This window comes from Candidatus Zixiibacteriota bacterium, from assembly GCA_029860345.1.
GTDB lineage: Bacteria > Zixibacteria > MSB-5A5 > GN15 > FEB-12 > JAJRTA01.
Map to the genome: position 1 here is coordinate 224,493 of JAOUBJ010000001.1, position 19,468 is coordinate 243,960.

Annotated in this window: 13 protein-coding genes; 10 read left to right on the plus strand and 3 right to left on the minus strand. The window is 54.4% G+C overall.

The annotated features are described in order from the left end of the window. Nucleotides 1-6: 6 nt before the first annotated feature. The 4 genes from OEV49_00680 to OEV49_00695 all read left to right on the plus strand — a co-directional run bounded on the left by OEV49_00680 (nt 7) and on the right by OEV49_00695 (nt 5,383). Nucleotides 7-642 (plus strand): corrinoid protein, encoded by a 636-nt coding sequence (locus tag OEV49_00680; protein ID MDH3889571.1) that lies wholly within the window; start codon nt 7-9, stop codon nt 640-642. A gap of 2 nt (nt 643-644) precedes the next feature. Further along, nucleotides 645-1,541: a homocysteine S-methyltransferase family protein gene (locus OEV49_00685; GenBank protein ID MDH3889572.1), complete on the plus strand. Its 897-nt coding sequence runs from the start codon at nt 645-647 to the stop codon at nt 1,539-1,541. Between the two features lie 466 nt (nt 1,542-2,007). Further along, complete coding sequence (locus OEV49_00690) at nt 2,008-3,462, plus strand: hypothetical protein (GenBank protein ID MDH3889573.1); 1,455 nt, start codon at nt 2,008-2,010, stop codon at nt 3,460-3,462. Between the two features lie 220 nt (nt 3,463-3,682). Next, the gene (locus OEV49_00695; protein ID MDH3889574.1) at nt 3,683-5,383 is read left to right on the plus strand and encodes a cation:proton antiporter; all 1,701 of its coding nucleotides are present in this window, start codon (nt 3,683-3,685) and stop codon (nt 5,381-5,383) included. Between the two features lie 434 nt (nt 5,384-5,817). Here the strand turns inward: OEV49_00695 and OEV49_00700 are convergent, their stop codons facing one another. Together OEV49_00700 and OEV49_00705 are read right to left on the minus strand one after the other, a co-directional pair. Continuing rightward, nucleotides 5,818-6,993 carry a diaminopropionate ammonia-lyase gene (locus tag OEV49_00700; GenBank protein ID MDH3889575.1) on the minus strand — a complete coding sequence of 392 codons (1,176 nt, stop codon included), beginning with the start codon at nt 6,991-6,993 and terminating at the stop codon, nt 5,818-5,820. A gap of 110 nt (nt 6,994-7,103) precedes the next feature. After that, on the minus strand, nt 7,104-9,128 hold the full coding sequence (locus tag OEV49_00705; protein MDH3889576.1) for a hypothetical protein: 2,025 nt from the start codon (nt 9,126-9,128) through the stop codon (nt 7,104-7,106). Between the two features lie 307 nt (nt 9,129-9,435). Between OEV49_00705 and OEV49_00710 the strand changes: the two genes are divergently transcribed. From OEV49_00710 to OEV49_00735, 6 genes are all read left to right on the plus strand, one after another. Then, on the plus strand, nt 9,436-9,978 hold the full coding sequence (locus OEV49_00710) for an RNA polymerase sigma factor (GenBank protein MDH3889577.1): 543 nt from the start codon (nt 9,436-9,438) through the stop codon (nt 9,976-9,978). Then, nucleotides 9,975-12,278: a FlgO family outer membrane protein gene (locus tag OEV49_00715; protein MDH3889578.1), complete on the plus strand. Its 2,304-nt coding sequence runs from the start codon at nt 9,975-9,977 to the stop codon at nt 12,276-12,278. The genes OEV49_00710 and OEV49_00715 overlap by 4 nt, the downstream gene beginning before the upstream one ends. Nucleotides 12,279-12,497: 219 nt before the next feature. Then, nucleotides 12,498-13,733, plus strand: a complete 1,236-nt coding sequence (locus OEV49_00720; protein MDH3889579.1) for a hypothetical protein — start codon at nt 12,498-12,500, stop codon at nt 13,731-13,733. Between the two features lie 7 nt (nt 13,734-13,740). Further along, complete coding sequence (locus OEV49_00725) at nt 13,741-14,097, plus strand: cupin domain-containing protein (protein MDH3889580.1); 357 nt, start codon at nt 13,741-13,743, stop codon at nt 14,095-14,097. Between the two features lie 33 nt (nt 14,098-14,130). Continuing rightward, nucleotides 14,131-15,147: a homoserine dehydrogenase gene (locus OEV49_00730; GenBank protein MDH3889581.1), complete on the plus strand. Its 1,017-nt coding sequence runs from the start codon at nt 14,131-14,133 to the stop codon at nt 15,145-15,147. Beyond that, on the plus strand, nt 15,144-16,565 hold the full coding sequence (locus tag OEV49_00735) for an aldehyde dehydrogenase family protein (GenBank protein MDH3889582.1): 1,422 nt from the start codon (nt 15,144-15,146) through the stop codon (nt 16,563-16,565). The genes OEV49_00730 and OEV49_00735 overlap by 4 nt, the downstream gene beginning before the upstream one ends. A 565-nt stretch (nt 16,566-17,130) precedes the next feature. Here the strand turns inward: OEV49_00735 and OEV49_00740 are convergent. After that, nucleotides 17,131-19,365 carry a hypothetical protein gene (locus OEV49_00740; GenBank protein ID MDH3889583.1) on the minus strand — a complete coding sequence of 745 codons (2,235 nt, stop codon included), beginning with the start codon at nt 19,363-19,365 and terminating at the stop codon, nt 17,131-17,133. Between the last annotated feature and the right edge of the window lie 103 nt (nt 19,366-19,468).

A 19,468-nucleotide genomic window follows, 5' to 3' on the forward strand; every position in this document is an offset into this window, starting at 1 on the left:
AGAGATATGAACATACTTGAAGAATTGTCCCAGTCGTTACAAAGAGGTGTGGACAAAGATGTCGTAGCGCACACCCAGAAGGCTATCGACAGCGGCCTGGCCGTTAAGCAGATTCTTGACGACGGCTTGATCGCCGGTATGTCGATCGTTGGTGAACGATTCAAAAAACACGAACTGTTTCTACCCCATGTGCTATTGGCCGCCAAGGCCATGTACGCCGGACTGGACCTCCTGAAGCCGCTGATGCTGAAGGAAGGCATTCCCACGCTGGGAAAAGTCGTGATCGGCACTGTGCATGGCGACCTGCATGACATCGGCAAGAACCTCGTCGGTATCATGCTCAAAGGGGCCGGCTTCGAAATAATCGATTTGGGCAAAGATGTGCCCGCGGAGAACTTCGTCGAGGCCGCCATCGCCGAGAACGCTCAGGTGATCGGCTTGTCGGCGCTGTTGACCACCACCATGCCGACCATGAAGCAAGTAGTCGACCTGGCCACCGAACAAAATGTGCGCGACAAGTTCAAAATCGTTATCGGCGGCGCCCCTTTGTCCGATGAATATGCGCAGGAGATCGGCGCCGATGCCTACTGTTTTGATGCCGTCAGCGCCGTCGACCGCGTCAAGCAGTTTGTCGAGAACTGAACGTGTGCCCACCACTTCTCGAACAGATCAACTCAGGCAGTCTCTTTGTCGGCGACGGCGCTATGGGGACGATGCTGTTTGCGCACGGTTTGCAAACGGGTGACTGCCCCGAGAAGTGGAACCTGGATCATCCGAAGACGCTTGAAGAAATCGCGCGGCTTTATCATCAGGCCGGAGCCGATATCGTCAGCACCAATACGTTCGGGGGATCGGCGCTCAAACTAAAACAGTACGGTCTGGGTGATCGCACCGAAGAGATCAACGCAGCCGCCGTGTGTGCCGTGCGAAATGCTATCGGTGACGAAGCATACCTCTCGGTTTCATGCGGACCGTGCGGACAATTGATCGAACCGCTCGGCGATGTCTCTGAGGACGCTGTGTTCGACAGCTTCCTCAGACAATTGCGCGGCGCAACTCAGACGCCGGTCGATTTGATCTGCGTCGAGACCATGACTGACCTATCCGAAACTAAACTGGCTGCAAAAGCAGCCCAAACCGCCGCACCGGGAGTACCGGTTGCCGTTACCATGACTTTTGATGAAACGCCCAACGGTTTTTACACAATGATGGGCGTGAGTATCGTGCAAGCGGCACAGGAACTATCCGACGCCGGGGTGGACATCATAGGCTCCAACTGTGGCAACGGCATCGAGAACATGATCAAGATTGCGCACGAGTTCAAAGCCTGCTCATCTCTGCCGATAATGATTCAGTCCAACGCCGGGCTACCGGTGCTCAATGGCGACCGGCTCACCTATCCCGAGACACCTGAGTTCATGGCCGATCAGTGCCGCGAACTTGTCGAACTGGGCGTGAGCATCATCGGTGGTTGTTGCGGCACTACGCCCGAGCATATCCGGGCGATACGTGCGATGGTCGACGGACGCGGCGTGGACTAAGAAACACACTCCGCCCCGCCGTCGGCGGGCCATCCCTCTCAAGAGGGGACCCTATAAATGAGTCTTGGCCCTACATGCGCCACCAACCTCATGCTGAGCGGAGTCGAAGCATGACACAGCAGAACCGTGAGTAACCGCGAAATGGCTTTGTTTTGCGGAAAAAAGCTTTTCCCGGGTCCCCCCTCTGAGCAAATGGGTTCGTTTGGTGGGTTTTTGTTTCCCGGTAATAGAATCGATGGTGAATGCGCTGGCCTGAATAGACACTTATGCATCATTGTGGTCCTTTATAGAATGATGAGAACCCGTGATTTGGATTGGGTCGGTAGTGTTTATGTGCGAGGTGTGGAGTCAGCCCTGCAGGTGTCGGCACGGGTGCGAAATGTGATTGCCCACGGGAAGACCATGGAGTACCTTTCGTTGATTTGGAATTGCAACTGTGGTATGTGGGTCTTTGGAGGAGAAGTAGATGGAGGAAATCTATCCCAAACAGCCGTTTGACGATGTCCATCGGTTCATTGGCGAACTCAAAGCTGATGAACACACGGTTGATGGTCTTCAGATCGTCGCCCAATACTCATTGGATAAGCCGGGTCCAATAAGGATAGTCATCGAGGGCGATTCAGAAGTTCGCAAGACGTTAAGAACCGTACTCGACAAGAACCCACACTCGCTGTCAGTAAAGAGCACCGACAAAGACGAAGGTGGAAAGCGCATTCTCATGGATGATGTATGGCTAAAAGACTGGCACAGTTCGGAGTTTCCCGACTTTCTGGGCAGGTTTGGGACCAGATCACCTGACGATCGACTGTTCCGCCCGATTGTGGAACTTAGGGCAAGTAGCCTACTTGCCACCCCTGAAACATTCATGGGTGATTCGGAACGACCTCACATTGAGTACTTCTTCCCAGCGCAACACAATTTCTGGGCGTTGTACGTTTTGGAGGGTCAGCGGGAATCACAGTCCGGGTTGGATCCAGAACGTGGTTGCGAGGTCTTGATTGGCAGAGACCTGCCATTTAGTGCAAAGCTATTGCCGTCTAGACTGGAGAGGTTCGACCAGGCAAGCGGATACATGTGGACCTCCCGGAATCACTCGCTGAAGCTCAAGCTCGATGGCGAAGCTGGGGAGGTCTCTCTTAAGGAGTGTATGCCATACGCAGACGCTGTTTCCCTCGCGGTCTCGGTGGCAACCCGCACTAGAACGGCATGGCTTCGTGCCCACATAGGATTGCGTAAGGAAGTCTCTCGGTTTATGGTTGCACGGCTAGAACTCGAGGAGCGGGGGGTCAGCTATGCCCCGTGGCTCATCGATGTTGGATCATCCTTGAGGATGTACCTTGACACTGCGGTCAATAGAATCCGGGAGTTCAGCAATCAAGGTATAGATCTCCGTGTTGCTCTAGAGTCCTGGCATCAGGCAAGACTTCAGACCAATACTACGAATCAGTTCCTATTGCTCTTTGTGTGTTTGGAGAAGCTAAAGGATCTTTATGCCAGGAAGGCTGGACTGCTACAAATCCAATCAGATGCAGAGTACATAAAGCTCGCATCCGCTATAGACGGTGTGCTCGGAGATTGTATTGCGGAACCAAAGATAAGGCGGCAGGTCAGCTCTAAACTCCGAGAACTAAATCGACCAACTTTTCGCTCAGTGCTGCAGCGAATGCTTGATCACTATAAAGTTCCATGGCGCGATTTGTACCCACCAGATGCAAAACTGGGATTTATTCGGACACGTGATACGTTGTTGCACTCAACCGACCCTGTACCACCTGACAGACTCTACAACGATATGGAGCGGGTACAAGCTATTGTCGATAGGCTATTGCTCAGATTGCTCGGATGGGATGATCTGTCCGCTACGCCTTCTGAATACACGCTGGAGCGTCTATCGAAGGTTCACGACAATGAGGCTTCGTAGTTGAATATGTCGAGACCCGCCCTTTGACTGCGCTCGGGGTGACGGAGTGTCGAAACCTCGCTTCGCGACCCCTTCGGGTCAGGGGTTTCGACCTACAAGACTGTTATCGGCGTCCTGAACAAACAGAGTTCGCAATGTTTTGAGATTGATTCTCTGTTTTGTGACACTTATCCTTAAGAGTCTTTAAGGAATCAAAAAACGTTGTCATGGTATCTACGCGATGAGTGAATTGGCTTATTTACGAGACTTGGTTATCATTCTCAGCTTTGGCGTGATTATCGTTACTCTATTTCATAGGTTGAGACTCCCCTCTATTGCAGGCTTCATTTTTTCCGGGTTACTTGTCGGACCCCATGGTTTTGGATTCATAAGTGATGCTCATCAAATTGAAGTTCTGGCCGAGATCGGAGTTGCCCTGCTCCTATTCGGCATTGGATTGGAACTATCCCTGGACAAACTCAGAAGGCTTTGGAGGTTGATTGTGGTCGGCGGCGCCCTGCAGGTTGGGTTAACCGTTTGCGCTGCCTATGCGATTGCAAGGACGTTTGAGATTCCTGGTCAATCTGCTCTTTTCATCGGATTCGTGCTAGCCTTATCGAGTACCGCAATAGTCATGCGCGGCTTGCAACAAAGAGGCGAACTCGACGCTCCTCATGGTCGCCTGATCCTGGGGATACTGGTGTCTCAGGATTTCAGCGTAGTTCCCATGATGCTCGCTATCCCGATACTGGTCGGAGACGATATTCCGGCCTCTGTCTATTTGAACACAATGTTGCGCGCTGTCGGCATTATCATTGCCGTTCTGGCAGCCGCCCTCCTTATTGTTCCGCGGATACTACGCTTCGTTGCCAGGACCAGGCAGAGACAACTGTTCATACTCACCGTCTTTCTGATATGCATCGGCACGGCTTGGCTGATAACCTGGTCGGGGGCTTCGCTTGCTATCGGCGCGTTTCTGGCCGGACTGGTTGTTGCCGGGAGTGAGTACCGACATCAGGCTCTGGCCGACTTGATCGCGTTCCGTGAGGTGTTTGCAAGCGTGTTTTTTGTATCGATTGGGATGTTACTGGCTCCGTCGCTAATAGTCGAGAACATTGTTTTGGTTCTTGCTCTCCTAATGGCGATTCTGATCGGGAAAGCGGTGATTACGTTTGTCGCTGCCAGGTTACTCCGGATGCCACTTAGAGTTTGCTTGATGACAGCCGTTGCCCTGGCCCAGGTGGGCGAGTTTTCGTTCGTCTTACTGTTCTCGGTTCAGGGCAGCGACCTGATTGATAAGAATCTGGAAAGTTCCTTAGTATCGGCAGCCATTCTCTCCATGTTCGTTACTCCCTTTGCCATGTCATTTGGCCCTCGCCTTGCGGCCGGGCTCGGCAAGCTTCCTCGCCTGAGACGACTGCTCGATGTGGACGTAGCCGAAAACGCGACTGCTTCAGTTGGTGGAATGCGAGATCACGTGATTGTTGGCGGCTACGGTTTTGCAGGAAGGGAGTTGACCAAAGCTCTAAGAGACCATGAAGTACCTTTAGTTGTGGTGGATATAAACATCGACAATGTGAAGAAAGCGTCACAAGAGGGCGCTATCGCTTTTTTCGGCGATATTACCAGTCAGAGTGTCCTCGCCAAGCTGGGGGCTGAGTGTGCGGGGGAGTTGGTACTTCTGGTTAATGACCCCAAAGCGGCTGAGCAGGCTGTACGAGTGGCCAGACGACTTGCTCCCAACCTGCATATAGTGGTGCGAACGCATTACTTGCTCGACATTGAGCCGATTATTTCCGCCGGCGCTAACCAGGTGGTGCCCTCCGAACGTGAAGCTGCTGTTGAGGTCACATCATTGGTGCTCAATCGGCATCAGATAGACAATCGGCGGATTGCCGACCTTAGCAACCGAATCCGTAGTCAATCTGAAGATGATGTTTGATTCGGGCCGGACTGCACAATCTCCCTAAATCTCACCGCACCTGATTCGTGCAATGGTTGACGCGCGGCGCGGACAAAGAAACACACCCCGCCCCGCCGTCGGCGGCCCACCCCTCTCAAGAGGGGAAGAAAAGAAATCTGCGGTACCGGCATTCCATTTCTACTGCAGGACCCTTCTCGATGCGAATACGAACACTCTTGCCGCAAAAGGTGGGGATTTCGTAGTAGTTGACAATCCTGGACTATGACTTGAGGATGATCCTGTCGGCCTTTCATTAATAGAGGGGAAGTCTTGTAGGGCGGGTCCGTCTTCGCCTGCGCGCCGCGGCGTGAACCCGCCATCCGTGAAAGGAGAACAAGGCTCCTAATCTCCAGAAGATGACGCTTGTACAAAGATGGATTCCCGCCTTCGCCGGAATGACAGATAACGCGCCTTTAACCGACAATCCCTGCAAAACCCGCCGGGTCGGTGTCACCTTCGGTGTTGATGACGAGAACGCGGGATGTGGAATCAATGTGCAAAAACTCACGGGCAGGTGTAAACGCAGGATCGTTAACGAGTGTCGTGAGAGCTGCCAAACCGGCCGCGCCTGACTCGCCGGAGATTATCCGTGGGTCATCGTCTGTCGGATAAAAACAGCTCCGCATTGCCTCACGACCGGAGTCGTCACTGATGGACACGAACAGATCATAGCCCTGTTTCACGAAGGGCCAGGCAATCGGCGATGGTGTGCCGCAATTCAACCCGGCCATAATCGATGATGGGTCGCCTGCAATCGTTATTGGTTCACCATCGGTGGTTTGTATCGACTGCATGCAACAGTCGGCAGTCAGTGGTTCGACCGAAACAAGTTTCGGATGCGGTTCGGGATAGATGCGGTTGTAATACCACGCAGCAGCAGCCGCCAGCGCCCCGACACCGGCTTGCACGATCACCACGTCGACCTGGTTGGCGGCATCTTTATGGATCTCTTCGAACATGGTCAGGTATCCCGCTTGTATCCACCGAGGTATCTGCTCATAACCGGGCCAGCCGGTGTCGGAGAGTATCTGCCAGTCACGCGCAAGCGCGTCTTCTCTGCAACGAGCCACAGCAGCATCATAAGATCCATCCACAACGATAACTTCAGCACCCTCGTTGCGGATGTTTTCGATTCGCGCCGGGACCGTTTCTTTTGGCATGTAGATCACTGCCTTTTGGGCAAGTTGGCGCGCCACCCAGGCGACACCGCGGCCATGGTTGCCGTCCGTTGCCGTAGTGAACGTGAAACTCCCGGACGGCAACGGTGAATCTCTGTAGAACCGCTCGGACGGCGGGCAACTTTGAGAGTTTTCGTTGAGCAACTGTTTGATGACCTGATAGATTGCATAGGTGGAGCCGAGCGCTTTGAAAGCGTTCAACCCGAATCGATGCGATTCGTCCTTGACCAACAACTCCCCAATGCCGAGTCGCTCAGCCAACACCGGCAGCGACACCAACGGCGTCGGCGCGTACTCTTTGAGTGATCGATGCACCGATGACGCTTCGCAGCTTTTGAACTCGGAATTGATCGCATCATCCCAGATGGGAGCAACCTGTCGGTGCCTGTTGATTTCAAAGCATGGTTCCATGGCGAACAAGCTACAACTATCGCCACTTGCGGTCAATGATTTCGAGTCGACAAAAAAAGCGGGACCTCCGGTTGAAACCGGAAGCCCCGCCCCGCGGACGGCGGAGAGGGTCATAGACAGATGGGCGGGGGAGGACCGCCTGCGAACATGTAATCCACCAGGTAGACAAGGTCAGCGATATCGGGCCCCGCACCGTTTGCGTCGATGTCGCTGGCTTGCCAACATGGTGGCACGCCGCCACCTGAGAACATGTAGTCGACCAGAAAAACCAGATCTGCGATATCCGGTCCCAGACCGTCAAAGTCAAGATCGGCCCGCACCTCACAGCAGAAGAGCGGGTTGATCCATTCGAAGTAGGCCATCATCTGGGGAAAAACCACATCACGTTCCGTCCACTGGGCATCGCCGTTGATGATCGCTTCGAAACCGAACGACAAAAACAGCAGGCGGTAGTCGCCACTGTATGAGACCGCTCCCGAGTTCGGTTTGCCCCAGTATTGCAGTTCGGCCACACCGCCGTTGATTGGATCGATGTGATCCAGAACGCTCTGATTGTCGGCGCCGCCACTGCCGTCAATCTTAAGCGCGACCGAGGCATCAAATACCTGGGCGCCCGGCTGGGCTGCCAGGTAGGGATAGTAACTTGTCTTGACATACTCGCAACGCAGATAGTTGTGCAAGAAGTCTGCATCGGTCGTGTCCAGCTGGCCGGCAATACCCTGGCCGCTCAAAAGCAGATTACCACCGGCGTCCAGATACGCCTTGATGGTGATAATCTCGTCCGGTGTTAAGAGATTGCTGCGGTGGTCTCCGGTAAACCATATTACCATATCGTACTCGCCCAGATGGGCCGCTTGGGGCGTGCCCCAGGATGCGTTCCAAACGTCGTAGGTGGAATCGGTGTACAGCAGCGCCAGGCGGTAGTACAGGTCGACATCGTTGCCGGCCAGATCATCGTCGACCAACAGCACCGACGCTTCGCCGGTCGATTTGTCAAAGCTCAAAGTCTGCACCTTGGTGCCGTAGTTGCTCGTCCAGGTGATGGTCAGGCTGAAGGTGGCAACCTGCCTGCCGCAGCCGTTGGGGATATCAAACTCGAACGGCGTGGCCGCATTGTCTACCGATCCCCCGACCGCCATGTCGCTGAAAGATGCACTGCCCACCGTGACATTTAAGGGCGGCCCGGATACCGACAGTTCTGCGGATATATCGGAGAGCGCTTCTTCGTGCAGGTTGTCCAGAGTAACGGCAAACTGGATCGTTTCGCCGTCTTCCAGAATACCATCGCCGTCGCCGCCTGAACTATCATTGAACGCCAGTCCCCCAATCTGCGGACCTTTCCACATGTCGACAAGATACACCGTGTCGCCCTCGAATTCTGAAATTGCCAACTGATAATCGCGGTTGTTGAAGCATAGACCGGCCGGTTGGTTATGACCGGACGAAATCAACTCCGGCGGCGCCACAAAATCGTTGTCGTAGCGATAGATTGAACCGTTGGTGTGAGTGGCCACGTAGACATTGCCACGTGCATCAATGTTGACCCCATCATATCGACCTGGTGAGGTAGTAGTAAGACTCACCACCGTCGAATCATCCATGTTGACCGCCACAATCTGGGAATTCTGAATGTAGCTGACCACGATAATGCGATTGTTTCGAATATCGAACGTACAATCCTGAATAGCCTGGCCCAAGCCGGAGGCGAATGTCCAATGTTCACCATCGCTGAGGCGCAGTTTTATGATACGCCCGCCCGTGTCAACGATGTACAAGAAGCCCGAAGTATCGGCTGTGAGGCCATCGATACCACCCCAGGCAACGATGCTCTGCTGGAATACCGTAGCCCCGGTGGCGGCGTCCAACCCAACCAGTATTCCGGGCGTTGAGACATACAGCACGCTATCCACTAAGTGGTTGCCAAGCGTCTGGGTGAGTCCATCCCTGAACGGTGACTGAATGCCCGCGGTGTCGATAGCCACGATAGCCCCATCATACAGGCTCGATACTAAATAGCGATTATTAATGCTGTCAAACGATATGCTCTCTACCCCGTTTAGCAGATTCTGCCCGTTCACTGACCCCACCACTAACAGGATCAATGCCACTATTACTGTGCCTCTTCGTCGATACATGGTTTTCCTCTCCGTCGAATCGTTTTCTATGTCAATTTCTGTCGCGCCTTTCGTATCAGGGGTGCCGCCAGCGGTCATCTCTTGCACAGGCAGACCTTTTTTTTGCGCTTCGCCATATCCTAACCTCGATCTTAGCAAAGTAGGGTGGGTCCGTCTTCGGACCCGCCTTTGTTGGCAGGCTTGAAGACAGACCTGCCCTACAAGAGAAGGTTCCACCCAAGCAACCAGCCGGACTATCCCATCCAGTAGTTGCGTCTGTCACTTGTTCGGCTTATGTTTGTCTGATTATGAGGTACGAAGCAGACCGATGAATCTCAATGACCTCTATAGTGCAGCCCGCAACGGCGACCGGCGCGCCGAGGAAAAGCTATTTGATGTTCTGACTGCAAGATTCAGGCTGTTTTCGCGCCAGAGAATATGGGACAGCGACGTTTCCGAAGAAGTCGTCCAGGAGAGCCTGTTGACGATTTATAAGGAGTACAAGACGATTACCTTTACCTCAAGCTTCGCCGCCTGGGCATACAAAGTACTGAACAATCGGATCCTCGCCCAGATCAAGAAAGGCCAAAGGCAAGCAAGTCGTTTGCAGCCGTTGCCCGAGGGTGATACAACTGTCGCCCCCGCCTCTGAAGACTTTGACCCGGCCTTGAAACGACGGCTTCTGGATTGTCTGAAGAAGATTCGTTCCACCAACTTGCGCTACGCCCGGATTCTCAATTTACAGTACCAGGGATTCGATACTGAAGATGTATGCAGGCGATTGGCCGTGACTCGCAGCAACTTGTATTCGCTGCTATCACGGGCGCGTACGGTTTTGGAGCTATGTCTTGAGGAAGGGGGCGTGCTGTGACCAATGGCTGCAACGACCAACGGTTTGAGACTCTCTTGCACGCCTACGAACTGGGGTTCCTAAGCGAAGATGAACGGGCGGAGTTGGAGATGCACATGCTCGACTGTTCCAGCTGCTTTGAGAAGGCACAGAGACTCGCACCGACCATGCAACTGATAAAGAGCGATCCCGAGGTGCGCGAAGCTGTCGACTCACTGGATTCAGACGAAAGCACGGTGCCGAGCGATACGATCGGTATTCCCGAGATGAGAGCTCGCCGTAGTTTGTGGCGCAAGCTCATGCCGACCTCGATTGCGGCTGCAGCCGTGCTCGCACTGCTTGTGTTCAAGCCCTGGAAAGTCCAGATCAGCACTGACGAAGCGGTGGCTCAGGAGAATCGGCTGGCCGTGATGTATTTCGAGAACCTGGTGGATGAGGCAGATTCAAGTCATCTGGGCGAGATCGCGACCAATCTCTTGATCACCGATCTGTCGGAATCACGGTTCATCCAGGTGGTATCAAGCCAACACCTGCACGACCTGCTCAAACTAATCGGCAATGAAGACGTGAAGATAGTCGACAAGGATATCGCTACCCAGATCGCCCGCAAGGCGAGGGCCAAATGGATTCTGACCGGGAAGATTCTTCAGTCCTCTCCCGGTTTTGTTGTAACGGCTCAGATTGTGGATGTCTCCAGCGGAAACGCCGTTGCATCCCAGCGAGTGACCGGCGCTAAGGAGGATGACATTTTTGCGGTCGTCGACAAACTGACAACAGAAGTTAAAAATGATCTCTCCCTGCCGGCCGATGCCATGGGCGAGATGGACCCCTCGGTGGCCGATGTCACGACACACTCGGCCGAAGCTTACCGGCACTACCTGGACGGCCTGGAACTCCGTCGCAAATTCTATAGTCCCGAGGCGGCGGCAAGTTTTCAAAAAGCGCTTGAGTACGACTCCACCTTCGCCATGGCCTGGTATCATCTGGCCAAGCTTATCGACCGAAATCTGGTCGACCGGGCCGTCCAGTACGCCGACAAGGTCGGACGCAAAGAGCAATACTACATACGCAGCCTCAAGGCGTTGATCGACCAAGACACAGAGCAAGCCATGGCCCTGCTGCAAGAATTGGTCCGACATTTCCCCGATGAAAAAACAGCCTTGCTGGACCTTGGCCGCCTTTACAATCAAATAGGAGACAACTCAGAAGCGATTGAGGTTTTCCATCGGGCCGTTGAGATCGATCCTACGTACAAAGAAGCCTTCAATCTACTGGCCTACACCTATCAAGGGTATGGTAAGCTCGACAGCGCCTTGATGGCCATCAACCGATACATCGATCTGGCCCCGGATGAACCTAACCCCTACGACTCACGTGGAGACATTTACCGGGCTGAGAAGATGTTCGATGAAGCGATTGAGTCATACCAACAAGCTCTGCGCATAGCGCCGGATTTCAATGCCACCCGATACAAACTGGGCCCGCTATTGATGATTCGCGGTGATTTCGATCTGGCCGACAGTTGCTTCCAGTGGATGGCCGATTCACCCCGCAAAGTCACCCGATCCGGTGCGCGGGTGTATCTGGCCCTGCCCCACATCGGTCGTGGACATCTCAACCAGGCTATCGAGATTCTGGACGATGGGATCGCCGCCGACCGCCTCGAACAGAGCGGCGGCTGGAACAGTGTTCTCAAGTACTACCTCAAAGCGCTGTGCTATCTTGAACAGGGACGCAACAGCGACGCCATCGATGCGGTGGATTCCTGTTTCAGCGTACACGACCGGGACTCGCCGCTGGACATGCAGTGTTTTCGTGGATTGTACACTTACACGCTGGCCGAAACCGGCCAGGTTGCGCGCAGTGCCGAATCGACGCTGGTCTTCGAGACCTTCCTTGACACTAACGGGATCGTGTTGGAACCGTACTATTTCGCACGCGGCGCGCTGGCTCTGATAACCGGTGACAAACGCACGACCGTGGCCGACCTGCAAAAATCGGCCGACTGGGTGGAATGGAAAAACGACTTCTTCCCGGCTTACTTCCTGGCCCGCGCTCTTTTGGAGGATGGGCAAACCGAAGAAGCTGCAGAACAGTTTGAAAACCTGCTGGACAACGGCACTATATGGCAAGCCTTTCTGGAGATATGGAATCTGAGGTCCAGACTTTATCTGGCCGCAGCTTACGAGAAACTGGGTCGGTATGACGACGCTCGCACGCAATGCGAGTATGTACTCGAACGCTGGTCCGACGCCGATCCGGACCTGGCCATTGTTGAAGATGCCCGCGAGCGCCTGGCTCGTTTGGCACAAAGACCCTGACCCGCCAGGAGTAAAGTGTCAATCCCAACTTCCCGCACCTTCAAGGTCTCAGTGATTCCAAATAGAAAATGCGTTAACTGTTACCGTAGGAAACCGCTTGAAAACCTATGAACGAAAGCTTACCTTCACGCCAGACTAAAGACGACCCGAAAACGAAGACAAAACAACCACCGCTCCCCGTCGCGAGTGCGTCGAGTGGTGGAGATGGAGACTGCACTGATGCACTTTGACCTACTCAGCCCCAAAGATACCAAAGCCATCGATGCGCTGATAGAATCGTATGGCGGCGCACGAGCCATCGGAGACCAAATATCAACCAAGCGCGGATTCGAGACACGCAAGATAACCGCCGCCGACAAAGGGTACGGCGAAATGATCGAAAAAGCCGAGCAGTACGCCAAGTCGTTTCCCAAAGTGGGCGATTTCGTGGCCGCCGAAAAGCTTGAGGTCACCAAACCATCGGTCTGCACCACACAGGTGTCCGGATTCCAGGGCGCTTATGTCACACTGGACTGCATGCGACGAATTGCAGAGAACAAGAACGTGCTGTTCCCTTCGGAAATGATCTCGGTGGTAGCCTTGACCGAACAATACGTCTATGGGGGTGACCTGCTGGCCACCCTGACCATGGCCGAGAACATCCTCAAGGCGAGTAAGTTCTGCTCGACCAATCTTATCGGTATCCCGCTACCCGAAGAACGGTTCGTGCGCCTGGAAAAAGTGACCGGTGAGAAATTTGACCGACGCGGTCTCGGTGACGGTATGTGCGCCCTGATTCTGAAAAACATGGGGACCGGCTTCGGCAATCTGGGCGGTGTCGAAGTGGCCGACAACAATCATCTCGTCTATCTCGACGGTGTCATCCGGGCCGGTATGGAGACCGGCAACAACTTTTTCCTCAACCCAAGCTGGTCGACAATCGTGGCCGCCTGCTGCTGGGGTCGGGTCATTCCGGAAGTTAGCTTCAAGGTCTCCATGCTGCTCTCCACCCAGAACGCAATCCAGTTCCGCATGCTGCTGAACATAATCAAAGCCTACCTGCGCGATGACGGCAGTACACCGATCTACGAGATCAACATCGGCAACGGCGCCAGTCCCGAAACATTCATCCAATGTTCCGAAGAACTCAAAGCCTCAGGACTTGAGAACATCCTGTTAACCGCCCACCTTCGTATCAACCCCGACCTCGGCATGGAAGACTTCAACTGGACCGACAACGCCCACAAAGTTCTCGAGGCCGGATGCGACATGACGATTAAGTACGAAAGCGACGGCACGGCGCGACCTTATGATACGATGGAAGCCTACTTCCTTTCCGATGACGAACGTACCGCCAAAGCCGACCTGATCGGCGATGTAATCTACCACAAGTGCATCCGCTGCGATCTCGATGCAAAAGAAATCATGCGCCGCGGTCACAAAACGCGATTCGCCGGAATTGCCTGCAAAAGCTGAGGTAGCTATGAAGAAACTGATGGAACAATTCGACGGCACTGCTTTTTCGGACCTGATTCGAAGCGCCCCGGAACTTGACGTGCCCATTGACGGCGTCCGCGGATGGGTGATCGGCAACGACACCCATCAAGTGGTCTTTTTCGATATTCAACCGGGCGTGGAAGTTCCCCTCCACTCCCACTGTGCTCAGTGGGGAATGGTGGTAGAAGGTGAGATGACGCTGACCATCGGGGATGAGACCCACACCTACGGACCCGGGGCCTGGTATGTCATTCCGGAAGGAACTATGCACGGCGCCAAAGTCGCCAAGCGCATGTCGGTGATCGACATCTTTGACGCACCCGACCGGTACAAGACAAAATAACCTGCAAACCATCTCGACCGGAGTATTAATAAGATGCGTTTACTTTTCATTGGCTTTGGCACCGTCGTTCAGGGTCTTTCGGAACTTCTTGCAGAGAAGGCAACAGAACTCAAACAAAAACACGGGCTTGATTTGAAAGTGGTCGGAATCTCCGACATGCTCAAAGGTTGTGTCTACGCACCTGACGGCATCGATCTGGCCCAGGCACTGGAGGCCGCGAAGAACGGCGACCTCAAACAATTGCCCAATCAATTCGAGGCTGACGCGCTGGCCATGATCGATGCAGCCGATGCCGACCTGATGGTCGAAGCTACCTATACCGATATCAAGACCGGTCAACCGGCAACATCGCACATCAAGGCCGCTTTGGCTAAAGGGATGCATGTGACCACCACCAACAAAGGTCCGGTGGCTCTTTTCTTGCAAGAGCTAAAAAAGCTGGCCGATGCAAACGGTGTGAAATTTCTGTATGAAGGCACCGTTATCAGTGGTACCCCTCTGCTGAATCTCATTCGCGAGACGCTGGCCGGTAGTCATATCAGTGAGATCAAGGGGATACTTAACGGCACGACCAATTATATCCTGTCACAGATGGAACAAGGTCAGCCCTACGATGCGGTCCTTAAGAAGGCGCAGGAGTTGGGTTACGCCGAAGCTGTTCCGGACGCCGACGTACTCGGCTGGGATGCTCTGGCCAAGATTACTATTCTGGCCAACGCTGTTTTCGGTGTCGATGCAAAACCTGACGCGTTCTCGTGTCAGGGCATCACCGAGATCAGCAATGACGCTATCGCCGAAGCCAAAGCCAACGGAAAGAGATTCAAGCTGATCGGAACGCTGAAACGGGATGGTGACTCTGTTGTCGGCAGCGTTGCGCCGGTGCAGATGGACCTTTCACACCCGCTGGCCGGTGTGATGGGCGCCACCAACGCCGTAACGATCAGCACCGATACGCTGGGCGACGTCACGATCGTCGGACCCGGCGCCGGGCGAGTCGAAACCGGCTACAGCGTGCTTATCGATATCATCAGCATCGGAGGTTCACGATGAAGATGTTGCTTGGCGGTCAGTGGGTCGACCGCGACGAGAAGATCGATGTCTGTGACCCCTTCGACAACTCGGTAATCGATACGGTTCCCAGTGGCAAAGCAGACGACGCTGAACTGGCCTTGGCTTCGGCAACCGCCGGATTTGAAATCACCAAACGGATGTCCGTCTATGACCGGGCGCAGATTCTCTACAAAGCAGCGGGTCTGATCTCCGATCGGCTGGAAGAGTTCGCCCGGATAATCGCCCGCGAAGGTTCCAAGACGATCAACGAAGCGCGCAAGGAAGCGGGCCGTTGCGTCAACACGATTACATGCTCGGCCGAAGAAGCCAAACGCATCCTCGGCGAGACTATACCCTGGGACTCGTTCCCCGGCGGTGAGAAGCGTCGCGGCTACTACTACCGTTTCCCCATTGGTGTCGTGCTGTGTATCACGCCGTTCAACGATCCGCTCAATCTGGTGGCCCACAAACTGGGTCCGGCCATCGCCGCGGGCAACTCGGTGATTCTCAAACCGGCCACGGTTACGCCGCTGTCGGCTATCATGTTAGTCGAAGTGCTTCTTGAGGCCGGACTGCCACCGAATGCAGTTCAACTCATCACCGGCTACGGTTCGAAAATCGGCGATCAACTGGTCAGCGACGAACGAGTGCGCATGGTGTCGTTCACCGGCGGTGTCGAAGCGGGCAAACAGATAGCATCCAAAGCAGGCATCAAAAAGATCGGCATGGAACTCGGTTCCGATTCGCCGGTGATCGTCTGGAAAGATGCCGACATGCAACTGGCCGTCGAGTCATGTGTCTCCGGCGCTTTCTGGGCGGCAGGACAAAACTGTATCGGCGTCCAGCGGTTGCTCGTGCACAAGGATATCTATGACGAGTTCAAAACAGAATTCGTCGAACTCACCAAGACATACAAGATCGGTGACAAACTCGACGAGTCCACGCAGATGGGTCCGATGATAACCGAAGCCGAAGCCAAACGAGTAGAAAAATGGGTCAAAGACGCAGTCGCCGGTGGCGCCAACCTGCTCACCGGCGGTGGCCGCACCGGCGCGTTGGTCGAGCCGACCGTGCTGGACAACGTGCCCGAAGATGCCAAGGTCCATTGCGAAGAAGTATTCGGTCCGACCGTGAACCTATACCCGGTGGATGATCTGGACAAAGCAATCGCTGAGGCCAATGCTCTGCCTTACGGTTTGCTCGCGGCCATTTTCACACGTGATGTTGAAACCGCTTTCAAGGCCGCGTATGAACTTGACTGTGGTGGTGTGATGATTAACGACTCGACCGATTACCGATTGGACTCGATGCCGTTCGGCGGCGTGAAGTATTCCGGGTTGGGCCGCGAAGGGCTCAAGTTCTCATTGCAGGAGATGACCGAACCCAAAGTCATCTGCTTCAACCTGCCCGGGATATAGTGGCAAGCCCCTTTTTTGCGCTTCGCGCAGCATGCTTTTTGGCGCCGTCAAGCGACCCCGCGTGACGGTTTGGGAGTTGGAAGACGGGTGTCGGGCGAGATCGCCCAACACCACCCTCGAAATGACGGCCGATGACGGGTGGCCGTCTCAAGCCTTGTTTGGGACGGACTTCTGTGTCTGCGAAGAGTCACCCCCAAAGCGACTTTGAGGGTGCCACCCAGTCGCCAATGGCGCCTCTGGCGCCAACCTCACCTTGAGCGGAGTTGGAGGGTGCTTGCATCCAATCACGCTTCATGCCTCGACTCCGCTCGGCATGACATGGATGAACTTGTGCCCCCTTTGTCATTCCCGCGAAGGCGGGAATCCATCTTCAATGTTACCACGTGCCGTCAAGCGACCCCGAGTGACGGCTTTGGCAGTTCTTCAGTATGGTGGGGCCGTCTTCGGACCCGCCGCGATTGTCAGGACCACAAGGATCGTGACCTACAAGGTGACGGCGCGCGTAGCGCGAAAAACAGGCTTGCCTGTGTCGGGCGAGGTCGCCCAACACCACCAACGAAATGGTTTACCGCGACTCCTCGTCTGAGGTCAACTCTTCCAACGCCGCTTTCGTCTTTTCACGTCTGGCCTGTTTTTCGGCAATTTCACGCTCACGCAAGTCTACCGTCTGAATTGTCGGGTTATTCACGGGCGTAGGATCACCGGCACCGGTTTGGTCCATTCCTGCATCCCCCATATTTGAAACTGCCTGAACCGTGCCATACGAGGTTGGGAAGTAAGTGGCTGTCAAGCTTCCATAACAGATCTTTGCTGTAATCGTGTTTTCTTTCAACGCCTCAAACCGGAAATCGTAGAAACCGGCCGAGTCCTTGTAGTACACCCGGTGACAGTTGACATCGAAGTCGCTAAAGAAAGAAGAGCCGGCAGAAACGTAGGCGCCGAGTCCAATCCTGGTATAGTACCCAGCGGTAGCCGAACCGCCCTCGGTTTCATCTATCTGGGCCTTTATTCGACCGTTATTCGTAGTGCCGCTTATTTCGGCAAAAGCATGCCCGTTGAGCACTATATACCCGGGGGCCGGAATCTGAATCCTGACCGTCGCAACGTCTTCCATAGTGTTAAGAGCCGATATGGTGTGACAGCCGGTATTTCGATCCAGCACGATCCCCGGTTCGTTCATTAGTTCGAGATCGTCGACCGACTCTTCGTGCAGAACTACGCGTTGATTGTTCAGATAGGTACTTCCATTGCCCATGAAGGCGATTGTGACGCTGTCGTTGGTATCCTTCAGTTTGAGTTGACCGCCGTTGGGACCTGCGTAGATTCTCACTTGATCAACGGCAGTGTCGGCCTGATGGAACATTTTTATCTGCCCGTAGGTCCAGCCCGACAATTGCATCGTCCTGCGGTCCTGATCGGACCCCCACTCATAGAAATTCAGGTGATTGCTCTCAGTATCAAACTCCCAGACCGGACTATCAATAGTGCTTCTACTGATCATCAGGTCACCCCGCATCGAAGTGTTACCCATAACAAACACGTCCCCGTTCAGGTTGGCGGCTCGATTGGATACACCACCAGAGGCCGAAGCAGATATGGCCGTGTTGTGACCAGCACCATCGGCGGCAACGTAAAGGCCATAGTTGGTGGCGGTCGGCTCCCCGCCGCCTACTCCACCGTAGAGGGCATAATTGACATTTGCACCCTGAGCTGTACTGAATACGCCATAGTTGTTGTCCGCCGTGACAACTCCGTCGGAGTTGGCCTGGCTATATATCCCATAGTTGTGAGTTCCGTCCTCAGCCGTTACGGAGAGCCCATAGTTGGCCTCGTCTCCGTAAGATCGCCCATAGAAAGCGTAATTGACTTCACCGTCATGGGCTTCTGCATACGAGCCGTAATTCGTACCCAGCCCATCGGCCGTAAACCGCCCCCCAGTCTTGCCTCCGATGTCGCCGGTAGCAGCACCGTTAATGGCAATGTTGTAGTTTTGACCGCCGGTAACAGCAGCCCGTAGGGCTGTTTTGCTGGTGCCCAAACCCATCATCCACAGATCCACGGCGGGGCCGTTGCCGAAGTTTTTCAACGAAAAAATCGGATCCTCGGTATTTGTGTTAAGACTTAGCGGTGCTATGAAGTTGCCGGCCATCGCTACCGTATCCGGACCGTACGAAGAACTGTCCGACCAGTTCCAGCCGGTCGTCGAACCTCCGATAGAATCATCAGCCAGCGTCCAAGACGAACCCACCCACTTCATGATCTGGCCTTCGGAAGCGCCGTTCTGCCCAATGTCGGCAAGATCGATTCCACCGTCCGTAACGGCATCGGCAGAGTCGGCTATACCGGCTTGGGCCGCTGAAGTCGCCGAGATGGCTGTCTGAGCTTCCAACGCTGCCTGTGCCGAATCTGACATCTCTGACCGGAGCGCGTATGGTACCGCTACCAGCGCTATCCGGGGGCTGTACTCAGGATCGGCCCCGATCTGAATGCCAAGGTAGCGAGTACCTCCGTCGAACACACTGTTAGTCAGAGGATTCACTTCACCGAGCAGCACGGTAAACAATCCGTTAGTGGTAGCAACGGTACGAGTCTCTGTCCAGAGATCAGCCCCGGCTTCAAAGGAATCGTAAATAGTAAACGTCACGCTGTAGTCGCCGTCGGCTACCGGATCGCCGGTATCATCGGTTAGCCTTCCTTGATAGTTCATAGTAGTCGGAACGGCAGCAGACACAGCGGTTGTCATCAGCAGGATTGCTAAGGCTGCAATGTACCTGGTGGTCAGAACGGCGCGGGGAATCATAGGTGTCTCCTCTGGCATGTGCTTTGTCTTCTTTTTGTCTTCTCAATGGCAAGTACTCTCTGTACCGGATAAATATAACCATTTCAGTGCTGTTTGCAAGCGA

Excerpts from the sequence above, each read along its gene's own strand:
- OEV49_00720 (MDH3889579.1), top strand. The coding sequence starts at position 12,498 with ATGCACTTTGACCTACTCAGCCCCAAAGATACCAAAGCCATCGATGCG.
- OEV49_00695 (MDH3889574.1), top strand. The coding sequence starts at position 3,683 with ATGAGTGAATTGGCTTATTTACGAGACTTGGTTATCATTCTCAGCTTT.
- OEV49_00705 (MDH3889576.1), bottom strand. The coding sequence starts at position 9,128 with ATGTATCGACGAAGAGGCACAGTAATAGTGGCATTGATCCTGTTAGTG.
- OEV49_00690 (MDH3889573.1), top strand. The coding sequence starts at position 2,008 with ATGGAGGAAATCTATCCCAAACAGCCGTTTGACGATGTCCATCGGTTC.
- OEV49_00725 (MDH3889580.1), top strand. The coding sequence starts at position 13,741 with ATGAAGAAACTGATGGAACAATTCGACGGCACTGCTTTTTCGGACCTG.
- OEV49_00730 (MDH3889581.1), top strand. The coding sequence starts at position 14,131 with ATGCGTTTACTTTTCATTGGCTTTGGCACCGTCGTTCAGGGTCTTTCG.
- OEV49_00680 (MDH3889571.1), top strand. The coding sequence starts at position 7 with ATGAACATACTTGAAGAATTGTCCCAGTCGTTACAAAGAGGTGTGGAC.
- OEV49_00740 (MDH3889583.1), bottom strand. The coding sequence starts at position 19,365 with ATGATTCCCCGCGCCGTTCTGACCACCAGGTACATTGCAGCCTTAGCA.
- OEV49_00700 (MDH3889575.1), bottom strand. The coding sequence starts at position 6,993 with ATGGAACCATGCTTTGAAATCAACAGGCACCGACAGGTTGCTCCCATC.
- OEV49_00735 (MDH3889582.1), top strand. The coding sequence starts at position 15,144 with ATGAAGATGTTGCTTGGCGGTCAGTGGGTCGACCGCGACGAGAAGATC.
- OEV49_00710 (MDH3889577.1), top strand. The coding sequence starts at position 9,436 with ATGAATCTCAATGACCTCTATAGTGCAGCCCGCAACGGCGACCGGCGC.